This window comes from uncultured Sulfitobacter sp. (assembly GCF_947502895.1).
In the GTDB taxonomy this organism is placed as follows: Bacteria; Pseudomonadota; Alphaproteobacteria; order Rhodobacterales; family Rhodobacteraceae; genus Sulfitobacter.
In genome coordinates this window covers 102,753-116,049 of the sequence record NZ_CANNBM010000003.1, presented here as the reverse complement: position 1 = coordinate 116,049, position 13,297 = coordinate 102,753, and the positions used below count along the sequence as shown (strand labels likewise).

The following is a 13,297-nucleotide window of genomic DNA, read 5'->3' as shown; positions in this document are numbered from 1 at the left end:
CTTTGGATAGATGGACGGCGAAACGGGGTTTGTCCCGCATGGCAGACATAGAAAAGCCCCCGATAGCTCGGGGGCTTTTGGCCTTATGGTTGTGATCCTTTTATTGGATCAGAAAACGATCCGCTTAGGTGTAGAGTGACGGCACGCCCAATTCGGCGTGGATACTGTTCACTTGAGCAGGCTCAAGCCCGTAGGCGGTGGCAAGCTTGTGCAGGTATTGCGCTTCGTCTCCGGTATCGAGGTCAATGGCCATCACGCTCATGGCGTAGACCTGCTGTCCCATGCCATCGGGCGTGTTGGAAACAAGATTGTTTACGTCAACGGGCGCTTGCATCTGCGCTTGGACGAAGGCGGCTTCTTCGGCGTCTACATCCCCCAGCTGTCCCAGCAGCTTTTCCTTTTCGGCGTCATCGAATGTGCCGTCAGATTTGGCCGCCTGAATCATTGCGGCAAGCATGAGGGCTGCCGCGGCTTCTTGATCTTGGGAGGGGGCAATTGCTGGCTCGGATGTTTGGTCGAACTGGCTGTTCAGCACTGCGCCAAAGCTCTGGTCGTTTTGCGGGGGCGCCTTTTGCATCGCACCACCGAGGCTGCCCAAAAGGCCGCCTGCACCTGCGGCACCAGCCAGACCACCCAGCAATCCGCCAAGGCCGCCTTGTGCGCCAGCCGCACTTGTCTGCGCGCCACCAAGGTTTTCGAGCAGGCCGCCAAGGCCGCCCTGTGCCAAACCGCCGCCAGCAGCACCGCCGCCCAGCAACCCGCCGAGCATATCCTGCAAGCCACCTGTACCGCCTGCCTGCTGCGCGCCACCCGCACCCGCAAGCCCGCCGAGCAAGCCGCCAAGGCCTCCCGCTTGTGCTGTGCCGCCTGTTTGCGAGCTGCGGTTCATAACCGCGCCTGCACCTTTGGCCAGTGCAACGCCGACGGCCACTTTGGCCAGTGTTTTCATAAGGCTCATGGTTGAGTCCCCCCTTTTTTGAATCGTTTGTAAGTTAACATTGCATATTCAGGGCTGGAATGTCGGGGGAAAACGTATGGCTGCCACGCATTGACATTTCCGCGCCTGCGGCCCCCTGTAAGGTATGGAACGCAAAACACAAATGGACGCATTCGGCGCCGTGGCGCTGACCGCTTTCGCGCTGCATCTGTCGTTTAATCAGGTTGTTATCAAAGTTACGGGTGACGGGATCAGCCCTGTTTTCGCAGCGGGTGTCCGCTCGGCCGGGGCGGTTTTTGTGCTGTTGGGCTGGATGCATCTGCGGGGGGTGTCGCTGCGGATTGCGCCAGCGGCACGGCCATGGGCGATCGTGTCCGGGCTTCTTTTTGCGTTTGAATTCTTGTGTTTATATAACGCTCTTGACCTGACCACGGTAAGCCGCAGTTCGGTGATTTTCTATTCAATGCCGCTGTGGCTGGCGCTGGCCAGCACGGTGCTGCTACCGGACGAGCGTTTGACACGGCGCAAGGCGTTGGGGCTGGTGCTGGCCTTTTCCGGCGTGATCGTTGCGCTGTCGGATCGTGGCGGCGGCGAGGTAAGCTGGGCTGGGGACTTGCTCGCGCTGGTTTCGGCGCTCAGTTGGGCCGCGATTGCGCTGCTGGTGCGGGTGACACCGCTGGCCGATGTGCCGCCCGAGCAGCAGCTTGTCTCGCAGGTGGCTGTATCTGCGCCTATTTTGCTGTTGCTCGCGCCGCTGTTCGGGCCGTTTATTCGCGAATTGCAGCCGATTCACATTGCGGGCATGGCGTTCCAGATCATCGCGGTAGGCAGTTTCGGCTTTCTGGCGTGGTTCTGGTTAATGAAGCGGTATCCGGCCAATTCGGTCGCATCATTCAGCTTTATCTCGCCGGTGGCATCAGTGCTGATGGGGTGGATTCTGCTGGGTGAGGAGATTGCGCCCTCGATCTGGCTGGCGCTGGGGCTGGTTGCGGTCGGTATTACGCTTATCAATCGAAAGCCGCGCGCGGTTTAGGTCCCGCAGAACGTCGCGGGGACGATCTCGGCCTCGCTGGGCGGGTTTGCAAGGTCGGTATCGGTGAGCGTGTAGGGCGTGGCAAAGGCCGTGCTGAGGCGTTCGAACGGGGCCATGTCGCCTGTGGTGGCGGCTTCTATCATCTGCTCGATCCGGTGGTTGCGCGGGATCACTGCGGGGTTAACCGTATTCATTGTCGCAGTTGGATCAGGCTCGGACGCGATGCGGGCCGCGTGGGTCTGCGCCCATGCATCAAAGGCATCACGGTCGGTGAACTGATCGCGTGCTGTAGCTGTGGGCAGGGCGCGGAAAGTGTTGGTGAAATCCGCGCCATCGGTTTGCATCAGGTCAAGCAGCGCTTGGATCAACTCTCTGTCCGTCTCTGTGGCGGTGGTGATGCCGATTTTGGCGGCGAAACGCGCCAGCCATGCGGCCTCGATCTGGTCGGGCATGGCGTGGATGATCGCGGTTGCTTCCTCGACGCCTGCGTCCTTGTCCGGTGACAGCTGGATCAGGGCGGTGGCCAGTTGGGCCATGTTCCAAATCGCCATGTTGGGCTGGTTGCCATAGGCATAGCGGCCCTGCTGGTCGATGCTGGAGAACACGCGGCCCATGTGGAAATCATCCATGAAGGCGCAGGGGCCATAATCTATCGTCTCGCCCGCTATGCTGCAATTATCGGTGTTCATGACACCGTGGATGAAGCCCACAGACATCCACGCGGCTACCAGACTGGCCTGTGCGGCACAGACAGCGTGGAGCAGGTCCATCGGGCCGTTGGCGTCGGGGTAGTGGCGGGCAATGGCATAGTCGGTAAGAGTTTGCAGATCGTCCAATTGGCCGCGGTGGGCGAAAACCTGAAAAGTCCCGACCCGCAGGTGGCTGGAAGCTACGCGGGTGACAATGGCACCGGGCAACATGCCTTGTTCGCGCAAGATGTCCTCGCCCGTGGCAACAGCAGCCAGTGCGCGGGTGGTAGAGATGCCAAGGGCGTGCATTGCCTCGGACACCAGATATTCACGCAGCACTGGCCCCAGCCATGCGCGCCCGTCACCGCCGCGCGAATAGGGGGTGCGGCCTGAACCTTTTAGTTGAATGTCGCGGCGTATGCCTTTGGTATCAATCACTTCGCCCAGAAGGATAGCGCGGCCATCGCCCAATTGCGGATTGTAGTTGCCAAACTGGTGACCAGCATAGAGCTGGGCCAGAGGGTCTGAATTTTGGGGTATTTCGTTACCACTGAAAGTGGCGGTAACTTCATCGTTTGACGCGCCTTCCATACCCAGAAGCGTTGCCAGATCTTCGTTGAATGCCAGCAGCTTGGGGGTCTTTACCGATGTGGGGGCCAGCTTGGAATAGAAGGCCTCGGGCAAGGTGGCATAGCTGTTGTCAAAGGGGATGTGCATTGCGGTCTCCGCTCAGAGGCTTTTGGACATGAACATGTAGTTGTCACGCGGCACGAAACCAGCGCGGCGGTAGAGTTTGATGGCAGAGGTGTTGTTTTTGTCGACTTCAAGATGGATCGCACGCAGTCCTGCGCCTGACAGCGCACGCGGCAGCGCAATGAGGGCCTCGGACGCGATGCCGCGCCCACGCACACCGGGGCGGATATAAAGCTCGTCTATGATCCCGTCGAGACCGCCGAATTCAACGGACCAGCCGAAAGTGATGACGATATAGCCGATGGGCGCGCGCGGCGGCCCGATGAGGTAGGCGCAGCCATAGGGGATGCCGTCAAGCAGCGGAGCTATCCCTGCATGGCGTACGGCCTCGTCTGATGAGATGCCTTCCTCGGCATGAAACGCGGCAACAAGGGACAGAAATTTGTCCAGATGCTCTGTCTTGCCAAGGGTGAGGGCGGCGCTCACAATCGGGCCAGCCGCTCGGTCAACAGGGAGAAGAAGCCGTCGGCGTCCAGATCGCCCATGAAGGTAGCGTTGGGCGCGCGGTCGGTGACGCGCCACCAGTCGGCCACGGTCATCCCCATGGTCAGCTCTGACTGGGTTTCGATCTCGACGTTGATGTGGCGCCCTGTGAACAGATCTGGGGCGATCATGTAGGCCGTAACGCATGGATCATGCAGGGGCGCGCCCTCAGAGCCGTATTTTTCTTTGTCGAAACGCTCGAAGAACTCGGTCATTTGGGCCACGGCGATGCCTGTGGGTGTGCCAAGGGCGCGAATGGCGTCGTTGCGGGATTTGGTCACGAGGGCTTTGTGCGTGACGTCAAGCGGCATTACAACGATTGGTGCGCCGCATTTGAACACGATATGAGCCGCTTGTGGGTCGACGTAAATGTTGAATTCGGCGGTAGGAGTAATGTTGCCGCCCTCGAAATAGCCGCCGCCCATCAGCACGATTTTGGCGATGCGGTTGGCGATATCGGGCGCTTTTTGCAAGGCTGTGGCGATGTTGGTCAGCGGCCCGAGCGGGCAGAGTGTCACTGTTCCGGGCGCATAGGTGCGCAGCTGGTCGATGATGAAATCCACCGCATGCCCTTCGGCCAGTGGCATGGTCGGTTCGGGCAGATCGGGCCCGTCGAGGCCGGTTTTGCCGTGCACATGCTCGGCTGTGACCAGATCACGGCCTAGCGGGCGGTCGCAGCCTGCATATATCGCTATATCGCGGTGGCCTGCCAGCTCGCACACGATGCGCGCGTTGCGCGTTGTTAGCGGCAGCGGCACGTTGCCTGCCACACAGGTGATGCCCAGCACTTCGATTTCGTCGGGGCTGGCAAGAGCCAGCAGGATGGCGACCGCATCGTCCTGACCGGGGTCTGTATCTATGATAATTTTGCGAGGCGGCATTGGGGTATCCTGTCGATTGGGCTTTGCTGCACACTCGCAATTGAGCGCGGCGTTGTCCAGCGGATCAGGGGTGTTGCGCAGGGGGGCGCTGATTGGGTAAGGCTGTGGGCATGACTAGTGGCAAACCTCTTTATGTGCATTTGGGCGCGCACCGTACGGGTACATCATCCTTCCAGATGATGCTGGCCGAAAACTGCGATGTGCTGCGCGCAGCGGGATATGATGTTGCCTATCCGGGGCGCGATGATATCCCGCATGGTGATTTGCGCCTGCGCCTGCCGCAGCCGCGCAACACGGGCAAGTGGGAGGCGACTTTCCTGCCTGGTGCCACCAAGGAACTTGCGCGTCACGCCACGGCGGACACCCATGCGATGATCTTGTCGGAGGAGAATATCCCCGGAAAGATGATCCATTTCCCGAACGGGCAGTTTTATCCTGCTGCTGAAAAGCGGTTGCATGTGCTGGCCGCTGCAGCGGGCGCGCCAGTGCTGCGTGCGGTGTTGGTGGTGCGCGATTATGCGGGGCTGTATATTTCGGCCTACCGCAAGCGGGCCGAGGACAACCCGTCGCCACCCTTTGCCGAGGGGCGACAGAATATGTTGAAGATGGATCGCGGCTGGCCTGATCTGGTGCGGCTGGTGTTCAAGCATCTGGGTGTTCAGGAACTGGTCGTGATCGAATATGGTCGCCGCGGGCGCAGTGTGGATATGGCGGGGATGCTGGTGCCTGATCTGGCGGATGTCTCACTGGTGGAGCCTGCGCGGCGGATGAATCATTCGGCCACCGATGCGGCGATGATCGAGCTGCAAAAACGCTATCATGCGGGCGAAAAGCTGGCACGCGGCGATTGGCAGCAGATCATTGCAGAGCACCGCGATGACCGCGCGTCTTATGGCGTTTCAGAGTTTTCCAAGCGACAAAAGCGCATTCTTGACGGGCGCTATGCGGAGCATCTCGACGAGATTGCGGCCATGCCCGCGGTGATGCTGCTGCGTTAGCGCGTTTTTGCTTTTTCGTCCGCTTTTACCGCGTCCCAGAGCGCATCCATTTCTGCCAGATCGCTGTCTGTGGGTGCTTTACCCCTCTCGGCCAGCTTGGCTTCTACGCCTGCGAAACGGCGGGTAAATTTGGCGTTTGCAGCACGCAGGGCGGCTTCAGGTTCAATCCCCAAGTGGCGGCCCAGATTGGCCATGACGAACATCAGATCGCCAAATTCCTCGAACTGCTCTTCGGCGGTGAGCGTGTCGCGGGCCTCGACCAGTTCGGCGGCTTCTTCCTGAATTTTGGCGATCACATCGGCGGTATCGGGCCAGTCAAAGCCCACGCGGGCGGCACGTTTTTGCAGCTTGTAGGCGCGCAGTAGTGCAGGCAGGCCCACGGCGACACCGTCGAGCGCGCCTTTTTGCGCTTTGCCCGCACGTTCGGCTGCTTTTATGGCTTCCCAGTCTTTGGTCTGTTGTTCGGCGGATTTATCGCGGCTCTCGTCCCCGAACACATGGGGGTGGCGCGCGACCATCTTGTCGGAGATGTTGCGGACCACTGATTGAAAGGTGAAATGGCCCTCTTCGGAGGCCAATTGCGTGTGATAGACCGATTGCAGCAGCAGATCACCCAGTTCGCCTTCCAGCTCCGGCCAGTCGCGCCGCTCTATCGCGTCGGCAACCTCATAGGCTTCCTCGATGGTGTAGGGGGCGATGGTGTCGAAGGTCTGCACAATGTCCCACGGGCAGCCCGTATCGGGGTCGCGCAGGCGGCGCATGATCTCGACCAATCGCTCGATGCCTGCGGTCTGGTCGTGGATCAGGTCATTATTCGGGCTTGGGGGCATTGCGGGTCCTCTCGCTGTGGTGTCAGATAAGGATAACCTGACAGAGGAGTCCACCCATGCCTGTTCTTAACCGTATTGCCGAATTCGCCACCGACATGACCGAATGGCGCCAGCATTTGCATACTATTCCGGAGCTGGGGTTTGACTGCCCCAAGACGGCCGCGTTTATCAAGGAGCGGCTGGAAGAGATCGGGGTAGACGAGATTCACACAGGGATCGCGCAGACAGGCATTGTGGCGATCATTAATGGCACGGGTGCGGGGCGTACATTGGGGTTGCGGGCTGATTTTGACGCGCTGCCGATTGAGGAAGAAACGGGCGTAGACTATGCCAGTACCCATGCGGGCAAGATGCACGCATGCGGGCATGACGGGCATACGGCCATGTTGCTGGGAGCAGCGAAATATCTGGCTGAGACGCGTAATTTTGCGGGCCGTGTGGCGCTGATTTTCCAACCCGCCGAGGAAGACGGCGGCGGCGCACAGGTGATGTGTGCCGAAGGCATGATGGACCGTTTCGAGATTGCCGAGGTTTACGGCATCCACAATTTTCCCGGTGCGCCTTTCGGGACGTTCCACACCACCCCCGGCCCGATCATGGCGGCGGTGGACAGCTTTACCATCCAGATCAAGGGACGCGGCGGCCACGGTGCCATGCCGCATGAGACGGCTGATCCTGTGGTTGCGGCCTGTGGCATGGTGCAGGCGATCCAGACGATCATCAGCCGCAACACCCATTCGGGGCAGGAAAAGGTGATCTCGGTTACGCAGATCCATACAGGATCGGCCAGCAACATCATCCCCGATACGGCGATGATTAATGGGACCGTGCGTACGTTTGACAAAGAAACCCAAGAGCTGATCCACCGCCGCATGGGCGAGATCGTGGCAGGCCAAGCGGCAAGCTATGGTGTGGAGGCGGAGCTGGACTATGAGCAGGGCTATCCCGCAACGCTCAATGCGCCCGACCAGACCGAGTTTGCCGCCCGTGTCGCGCGTGAAGTTGTGGGAGATGCGAATGTAAATGCCAATGTGCCCAAGGTCGCAGGCGCCGAGGATTTCGCCTATATGCTGGAGGAACGACCCGGTGCCTATCTGTTCCTTGGTGCGGGCGAAGGTGCAGGGCTGCACCACCCCAAATTCAACTTCAACGACGAGATCGCGCCAGTGGGGGCATCGTTTTTTGTGCGCATGGTTGAGACGGCACAACCGGTGGCGGGCAAGTAAATGGGGCTTGAGGATGCAAAAACACAAGTCGATCAGGCGTTTACGCGTGATGATCTAAAGGGGCCCAGTTTCGAGAATGCCTTTGGCGGGGCCACATCATTTTTGCGACGCAAGTACTCCAAGGATTTGCGCGGTGTGGATATTGCCATAACCGGCGTGCCCTTTGACCAAGCGGTCACGAACCGTACAGGCACCCGCCTTGGCCCGCGTGCGATCCGTGAGGCGAGTGCCTTGCAGCCCTATGATCCGCCTTATGGCTGGGATTTCGACGTGATGAGCGAGTGTGCTATCGTGGACTATGGCGATCTGGCATTTGATTACGCGCAGGTGTCGGCCTTTCCCGCGACGCTGACGCGGCACATCGCAGGGATACTGGAGGCGGGCGCGGCATCGGTGGCACTGGGCGGCGATCACTATATCAGTTTTCCCATCCTCAAGGCCTATGCCGAGAAATACGGCCCGATGAGCCTGCTGCATTTTGATGCCCATTCAGACACTTGGCCCGATGATGACATGGAGCGGATCGACCATGGCACCATGTTCTACAAAGCGATCAAGCTGGGCTATGTGGACGCCGCAACCAGCGTTCAGGTGGGCATCCGCACCCATAATGACGACACAATGGGAGTAACGACCATTGATGCGCGTGAAGTGCATGAGCGTGGAACTGCCGCGGCGGTTGCAAAAATTAAGGAAGTGTTAGGGGATAATCCGACATACCTCACATTTGATATAGATGCGCTTGATCCTGCTTTTGCGCCTGGCACAGGAACGCCGGTTTGGGGCGGGTTGGCCAGTTGGCAGGCTGCAGCCATGCTGCGTGATCTGGCGGGCATCAATATAAAAGGGGGCGATATCGTTGAGGTATCACCGCCCTTTGATACCACAGGGGCGACTGCAATAGCGGGGGCGCATGTGGCGACAGAAATATGCTGCCTTTTGGGCGCGCGGATGAGAGCGGGCACCTAAGGTGCGCGTAGGAATAGCAGCGGCCTAGAAGGGCTGCGGGGACAGAGTGATGAGCGAGAAGAACCAACCGATTGGCGGCAACGAGCTGGCGCGGTTTTCGGGGCCGGGGACGTTTATGCGGCTGCCGTCGGTCAATGACCTCAAGGGGTTGGATGTGGCTGTGCTGGGCATTCCGATGGATATCGGGACATCCTGGCGCTCGGGTACGCGGTTCGGCCCCAAGCAAATTCGCGCCGAAAGCGCGATGTTGCGCCCCTATAACCTTGCCACTGGGGCTGCACCTTTTGACAGCTTGCAGGTGGCCGACATTGGCGATCTGGCGATCAATACTTTCAGTCTGAGCAATAGTTTATCAATCATCAAAGAGAGTTACGACCAGATCCTGATGTATGACGCAATGCCTATGGCGATGGGGGGCGATCATTCGATCACGCTGCCCATCCTGCGCGCGATGGCCAAGCGGCACGGCCCTGTGGCCCTTATCCATATTGATGCCCATGCGGATGTGAACGACGAGATGTTCGGCGAGAAAGAGACCCACGGCACCGTTTTTCGCCGCGCCTACGAAGAGGGGCTGATCCGCCCTGAAAAAACATATCAGATCGGCATTCGCGGCACGGGCTATGCTGCGACTGATTTCAGCGAGGCCGTGGGCTGGGGCTTTCAGCAGTGGCCCGCAGAGGAGTTGTGGAACCGCAGCCTGAGCCAGCTGGCCGGTGAGATCCGCCGCGACATTGGCGATACACCGACCTATGTAACCTACGATATCGACAGCCTTGATCCTGCCTATGCACCCGGTACCGGCACGCCTGAAATTGGTGGCCTGACCACGCCGCAGGCGTTGGAGCTGATCCGCGGGTTGAAGGGGCTTAATATCGTGGGCTGCGATTTGGTCGAGGTCTCGCCGCCCTATGATCCGTCAGGCAATACGGCGCTGACAGCGGCCAATTTGCTCTATGAGCTGTTGTGTGTCCTGCCCGGAGTTGCGTACAGGTAGACGGGCAATGAAAAGGTACAAAGGGTGCGCATGATGATTTGGATTATTCTGGTTTTGGCGATCGTTTCAGGGCTGGCTTTTATCCGCCTTGCGCCGACGGATATCTCGCGCTGGCACAAGCCGATTGGCAATGCCGAAACCACGGACGGCGAAGGCTGGTCGGCGCGGGTCGTGCCTGCGGGCAGTGGCCTTTTGTCTGACTTGCACCAAGCGATGCTGGCGCTGCCCCGCACGCAGATGATTGCAGGGAGCGTGAGCGAGGGCCGGCTGACCTACATCACCCGCTCGAAATTGATGGGATATCCTGATTACACCACGATCGAGCAGGACGGCGACCAGATCAAGCTCTATGCGCGGCTGAGGTTTGGAAAATCAGACCTCGGGGTCAATGGCAAGCGTTTGGACGGGGTGCTGGAGCGTGTCCGCAGAAAACGGGCTGAGGGGTAGCTCTTGGGCGTTTGACCCGGTCAGGCAGCCTTCTTCGGTCTCGCGCCACATCGGTACGTTCAGCGACATCTGGCATTGGGCGGTAAACATGCGGCCGCCGACCTGCAGGCAGATTGATTCGCCCAGCTCGACCCGCGAACCGCCGCTGTCGGTGCAGTAACATTCGACAGTTTTCACTTTCGTCACAATGCCTTCGGCATGGGCGGTAAGGGGCAGGAGGGTGAGGGCAAAAATCAGCTGTTTCATTCTCTCGATCCTATGGATGCGGCGTGAAAAGATTACCATGCCGCGCCCCTTGACCAAAGTGTTTTGATACGTCACTTCGTCGCATATGATACCCATGGACCGCCTTGCGCAGATTACCGCCCGTTTCGAATACCTCGAAGCGGCGATGTCTACTGCGGGGGGCGATATTAGCAAACTTGCCAAGGAATACAGCGATCTGCGCCCTGTGGTGGAGGAGATCGCGGCCTACCGCGTGCTCTTGGATGATCTGGAAGGTGCGCGTGAAATGCTGGCAGATGCCGATATGGCAGCCCTTGCGCGCGACGAAATTCAGGAGATCGAGGCCAAGCTGCCAGCAGCGGAGGCATCTTTGCAGTTGGCGTTGTTGCCCAAAGACGAGGCCGATGCGCGCCCAGCGATGCTGGAAATCCGTCCCGGTACGGGCGGGGACGAGGCGGCGCTGTTCGCTGCCGACCTGCTGCGAATGTACCACCGGTACGCCGAGGCGCGCGGCTGGAAGGTGGACCTGATCGAGCAGCAAACCACAGAGTTGGGGGGCATCAAGGAAGTGGTGGCCCATATCACCGGAGAGAATGTTTTTGCCCGCTTGAAATACGAGAGCGGCGTGCACCGCGTCCAGCGTGTGCCCAGCACCGAAAGTCAGGGCCGTGTGCATACATCTGCGGCGACGGTGGCTGTGCTGCCAGAGGCGGAGGATGTGGATATTACCATCGCGCCGAATGACATCCGCATTGATACCTACCGCAGTTCCGGCGCGGGCGGACAGCACGTGAATACGACTGATTCAGCTGTGCGGATAACGCATATTCCCAGCGGGATTGTTGTGACGAGCAGCGAGAAATCCCAGCACCGCAACCGCGAGATCGCAATGCAGGTGCTTAAGGCACGTCTGTATGATGCCGAACGCTCGCGGATTGATACCGAACGGTCTGACAGCCGTTCGGCCCAAGTGGGCAGTGGTGACCGCTCCGAGCGGATACGCACCTATAATTTCCCTCAGGGGCGGATGACGGACCACCGCATCAACCTCACGCTGTATAAGCTGGATGCGGTGATGCAAGGCGATCTGGACGAGATTGTGGATGCGCTCACTGCGGATGCGCAGGCCAAAATGCTGGCGGAGATGGGGCAATGACAACAGCTGCTGTGGCCATGGCCGCGGCGACAGCGCGTCTGAGGGCGGCGGGCGTGCCGGACCCTGCGCGTGACGCGCGGTTGTTGTTGGCCCATGCGGCATCGGTGGATGCGGCGCGGGTCACGTTGATCGCGCCCGAAGAAATTGCTCCTGAAATTGCTGAACGCTATGAGCATTTAATCGCATTGCGTGCTGTGCGCGTGCCTGTCAGCCATCTGGTGGGAGAGCGCGCGTTTTACGGGCGCGGTTTCAAGGTTAGCCGTGATGTTCTGGACCCGCGCCCCGAGACCGAAAGCCTGATCGAAGCGGCTTTGGCCGCACCCTTTGAGCGTGTGTTGGATTTGGGCACAGGCTCTGGCTGTATTCTGGTGACATTGTTGGCGGAGCGGGAGGCAGCGACAGGTGTGGGGGTTGATCTGTCCGAAGGGGCTTGTTTACAGGCCAGCGCCAATGCGGTGCTGCACGGTGTGGCTTCGCGTGCCGATATTTGCCAGTCCGACTGGTTTGCGTCAGTTGAGGGGCGGTTTGACCTGATCGTCAGCAACCCGCCTTATCTGGCGCAGGTGGAAATGGAAGATATCGCGCCGGAACTGGCCCTGCACGAACCGGCCATGGCGCTGACAGACGGGGCGGACGGGCTGAGCGTCTACCGTTTGATCGCGGGCACCGCTCAGGGCTATCTGAGTGCGCAGGGGCGCGTGCTGGCCGAAATCGGCTGGCAGCAGGGCGAAGACGTGGCCGCAATATTCCGCAACGCGGGATGGGCTGATGTAGCGATTCTGCCTGATCTGGACGGGCGAGACCGTGTTTTATGTGCTCAAAACCCTGCCTAAGCGTATAATTGCTGTGATTAGGGGTTATTGCCTCTTGCCCCTTGGGGTCAGAGAGGGGTATGCAGATGGTGTTGCAGCGGTGAAAGTATTTTGCGGTCCCGCGCGGCGTTATGCCCAACATCATCATGTGCCGATAGGATGCGCGTTGCGCGCCAACGGTCTGACCCAATAACAGCACCAAAGGCTGACCCCCTCTATGAAACCTCAAAGATCGCGTTCGCGTAATAACAAAAACCGCAACCGTGGCGGCGGCAACAATCAGGGTGGCAACGTCGTCAACCGTGTGTTCGACAGCTCGGGCCCCGAAGGCAAAGTACGCGGCACCCCCAGCCAAGTGATCGAGAAGTATAATCAGCTGGCCCGTGATGCACAGCTGAGTAACGACCGCGTGGCCATGGAAAATTTCCAGCAGCATGCAGAGCATTACCTGCGCTTGTTGAGTGAGGCGCAAAAAGAGGCAGATGCCAAGCGCGAAGAGCAAGAGCGTCAGAACCGCGAGCGTCAGGCCGAGCGCGACGAGCAGGACCGTCTGAACCGCGAGCGCCAGGCAGAGCGCGACCGCGAACGCAATGAGCGGCAGGACCGTGAAGCTGCACAGCCAGAGGTGCAGCCCGATCCAGCCAACGAGCCGCAGCCCGTTGCCGTCGAAGAAGGCGAAAGCACGCTGGTGGAGACGCCCGAGACCAAGCCCAAAACCCGCCGCGCCCCGCGCCGCAAACCCAAGCCCAAAGAACCTGCGGCAGAGGGTGCAAGTGAGACCCCCAAGGACAGTGACGGCGGCCAGCCCGAAGCTGCTGAATAGTTTGGACAAGCCCTGCGGATGCGGGGCTTTTTCAATTG

General features: G+C 59.8%; 15 protein-coding genes. 9 read left to right on the top strand and 6 right to left on the bottom strand.

The genetic code is table 11. The features are described 5' to 3' along the window. Positions 1 to 124: 124 nt before the first annotated feature. A complete protein-coding gene (locus tag Q0903_RS13590; protein ID WP_299023568.1) occupies positions 125 to 958 on the bottom strand; it encodes a tellurite resistance TerB family protein in 834 nt (277 codons plus the stop codon). A 124-nt stretch (positions 959 to 1,082) separates the two neighbouring features. On the opposite strand from Q0903_RS13590, the gene Q0903_RS13585 reads away from it, so the two are divergent. Next, complete coding sequence (locus Q0903_RS13585) at positions 1,083 to 1,970, top strand: DMT family transporter (protein ID WP_299416295.1); 888 nt, start codon at positions 1,083 to 1,085, stop codon at positions 1,968 to 1,970. On the opposite strand, the gene Q0903_RS13580 is transcribed toward Q0903_RS13585, so the two are convergent. The 3 genes from Q0903_RS13580 to Q0903_RS13570 are packed head-to-tail and all read right to left on the bottom strand — an operon-like array spanning position 1,967 to position 4,776. Beyond that, positions 1,967 to 3,376 carry a protein adenylyltransferase SelO gene (locus tag Q0903_RS13580; RefSeq protein ID WP_299416293.1) on the bottom strand — a complete coding sequence of 470 codons (1,410 nt, stop codon included), beginning with the start codon at positions 3,374 to 3,376 and terminating at the stop codon, positions 1,967 to 1,969. The genes Q0903_RS13585 and Q0903_RS13580 overlap by 4 nt on opposite strands. Positions 3,377 to 3,388: 12 nt before the next feature. After that, positions 3,389 to 3,838, bottom strand: a complete 450-nt coding sequence (locus tag Q0903_RS13575) for a GNAT family N-acetyltransferase (RefSeq protein WP_299416290.1) — start codon at positions 3,836 to 3,838, stop codon at positions 3,389 to 3,391. Further along, a complete protein-coding gene (locus Q0903_RS13570; RefSeq protein WP_299416288.1) occupies positions 3,835 to 4,776 on the bottom strand; it encodes a nucleoside hydrolase in 942 nt (313 codons plus the stop codon). The genes Q0903_RS13575 and Q0903_RS13570 overlap by 4 nt, the downstream gene beginning before the upstream one ends. 110 nt (positions 4,777 to 4,886) lie before the next feature. Between Q0903_RS13570 and Q0903_RS13565 the strand changes: the two genes are divergently transcribed. Continuing rightward, positions 4,887 to 5,774: a hypothetical protein gene (locus tag Q0903_RS13565; protein WP_299416285.1), complete on the top strand. Its 888-nt coding sequence runs from the start codon at positions 4,887 to 4,889 to the stop codon at positions 5,772 to 5,774. Here the strand turns inward: Q0903_RS13565 and mazG are convergent. Beyond that, positions 5,771 to 6,604, bottom strand: a complete 834-nt coding sequence (gene mazG / locus Q0903_RS13560) for a nucleoside triphosphate pyrophosphohydrolase (protein WP_299416282.1) — start codon at positions 6,602 to 6,604, stop codon at positions 5,771 to 5,773. The genes Q0903_RS13565 and mazG overlap by 4 nt on opposite strands. Positions 6,605 to 6,660: 56 nt before the next feature. On the opposite strand from mazG, the gene Q0903_RS13555 reads away from it, so the two are divergent. Genes Q0903_RS13555 through Q0903_RS13540 form a run of 4 tightly spaced genes read left to right on the top strand, consistent with a single transcriptional unit; the run spans position 6,661 to position 10,243 of the window. Then, positions 6,661 to 7,830 (top strand): M20 aminoacylase family protein, encoded by a 1,170-nt coding sequence (locus Q0903_RS13555; protein WP_299023558.1) that lies wholly within the window; start codon positions 6,661 to 6,663, stop codon positions 7,828 to 7,830. Next, positions 7,831 to 8,799, top strand: a complete 969-nt coding sequence (gene speB, locus Q0903_RS13550; protein ID WP_299416280.1) for an agmatinase — start codon at positions 7,831 to 7,833, stop codon at positions 8,797 to 8,799. A gap of 49 nt (positions 8,800 to 8,848) precedes the next feature. Continuing rightward, positions 8,849 to 9,796, top strand: a complete 948-nt coding sequence (gene speB, locus Q0903_RS13545) for an agmatinase (RefSeq protein WP_299416276.1) — start codon at positions 8,849 to 8,851, stop codon at positions 9,794 to 9,796. A gap of 30 nt (positions 9,797 to 9,826) precedes the next feature. Further along, positions 9,827 to 10,243 carry a DUF1499 domain-containing protein gene (locus Q0903_RS13540; RefSeq protein ID WP_299023553.1) on the top strand — a complete coding sequence of 139 codons (417 nt, stop codon included), beginning with the start codon at positions 9,827 to 9,829 and terminating at the stop codon, positions 10,241 to 10,243. Here Q0903_RS13540 and Q0903_RS13535 read toward each other — a convergent pair. Continuing rightward, the gene (locus Q0903_RS13535) at positions 10,169 to 10,489 is read right to left on the bottom strand and encodes a hypothetical protein (protein WP_299416273.1); all 321 of its coding nucleotides are present in this window, start codon (positions 10,487 to 10,489) and stop codon (positions 10,169 to 10,171) included. The two genes, Q0903_RS13540 and Q0903_RS13535, sit on opposite strands and share 75 nt — an antisense overlap. Positions 10,490 to 10,574: 85 nt before the next feature. Here Q0903_RS13535 and prfA point away from each other — a divergent pair, with 85 nt between their 5' ends. The 3 genes from prfA to Q0903_RS13520 all read left to right on the top strand — a co-directional run bounded on the left by prfA (position 10,575) and on the right by Q0903_RS13520 (position 13,259). Continuing rightward, positions 10,575 to 11,624, top strand: a complete 1,050-nt coding sequence (gene prfA / locus Q0903_RS13530) for a peptide chain release factor 1 (protein WP_299023549.1) — start codon at positions 10,575 to 10,577, stop codon at positions 11,622 to 11,624. Next, entirely contained in the window at positions 11,621 to 12,457 is an 837-nt protein-coding gene (gene prmC / locus Q0903_RS13525) for a peptide chain release factor N(5)-glutamine methyltransferase (RefSeq protein ID WP_299023548.1), read from the top strand. The genes prfA and prmC overlap by 4 nt, the downstream gene beginning before the upstream one ends. A gap of 196 nt (positions 12,458 to 12,653) precedes the next feature. Further along, positions 12,654 to 13,259 carry a DUF4167 domain-containing protein gene (locus Q0903_RS13520; RefSeq protein ID WP_299023547.1) on the top strand — a complete coding sequence of 202 codons (606 nt, stop codon included), beginning with the start codon at positions 12,654 to 12,656 and terminating at the stop codon, positions 13,257 to 13,259. Positions 13,260 to 13,297 lie beyond the last annotated feature (38 nt).

What these genes read in the sequence shown, in the direction of transcription:
- Q0903_RS13590 (WP_299023568.1), bottom strand. Translation starts at nt 958, where the DNA reads ATGAGCCTTATGAAAACACTGGCCAAAGTGGCCGTCGGCGTTGCACTG.
- Q0903_RS13585 (WP_299416295.1), top strand. Translation starts at nt 1,083, where the DNA reads ATGGAACGCAAAACACAAATGGACGCATTCGGCGCCGTGGCGCTGACC.
- Q0903_RS13580 (WP_299416293.1), bottom strand. Translation starts at nt 3,376, where the DNA reads ATGCACATCCCCTTTGACAACAGCTATGCCACCTTGCCCGAGGCCTTC.
- Q0903_RS13570 (WP_299416288.1), bottom strand. Translation starts at nt 4,776, where the DNA reads ATGCCGCCTCGCAAAATTATCATAGATACAGACCCCGGTCAGGACGAT.
- Q0903_RS13565 (WP_299416285.1), top strand. Translation starts at nt 4,887, where the DNA reads ATGACTAGTGGCAAACCTCTTTATGTGCATTTGGGCGCGCACCGTACG.
- mazG (WP_299416282.1), bottom strand. Translation starts at nt 6,604, where the DNA reads ATGCCCCCAAGCCCGAATAATGACCTGATCCACGACCAGACCGCAGGC.
- Q0903_RS13555 (WP_299023558.1), top strand. Translation starts at nt 6,661, where the DNA reads ATGCCTGTTCTTAACCGTATTGCCGAATTCGCCACCGACATGACCGAA.
- speB (WP_299416280.1), top strand. Translation starts at nt 7,831, where the DNA reads ATGGGGCTTGAGGATGCAAAAACACAAGTCGATCAGGCGTTTACGCGT.
- speB (WP_299416276.1), top strand. Translation starts at nt 8,849, where the DNA reads ATGAGCGAGAAGAACCAACCGATTGGCGGCAACGAGCTGGCGCGGTTT.
- Q0903_RS13540 (WP_299023553.1), top strand. Translation starts at nt 9,827, where the DNA reads ATGATGATTTGGATTATTCTGGTTTTGGCGATCGTTTCAGGGCTGGCT.
- Q0903_RS13535 (WP_299416273.1), bottom strand. Translation starts at nt 10,489, where the DNA reads ATGAAACAGCTGATTTTTGCCCTCACCCTCCTGCCCCTTACCGCCCAT.
- prfA (WP_299023549.1), top strand. Translation starts at nt 10,575, where the DNA reads ATGATACCCATGGACCGCCTTGCGCAGATTACCGCCCGTTTCGAATAC.
- prmC (WP_299023548.1), top strand. Translation starts at nt 11,621, where the DNA reads ATGACAACAGCTGCTGTGGCCATGGCCGCGGCGACAGCGCGTCTGAGG.
- Q0903_RS13520 (WP_299023547.1), top strand. Translation starts at nt 12,654, where the DNA reads ATGAAACCTCAAAGATCGCGTTCGCGTAATAACAAAAACCGCAACCGT.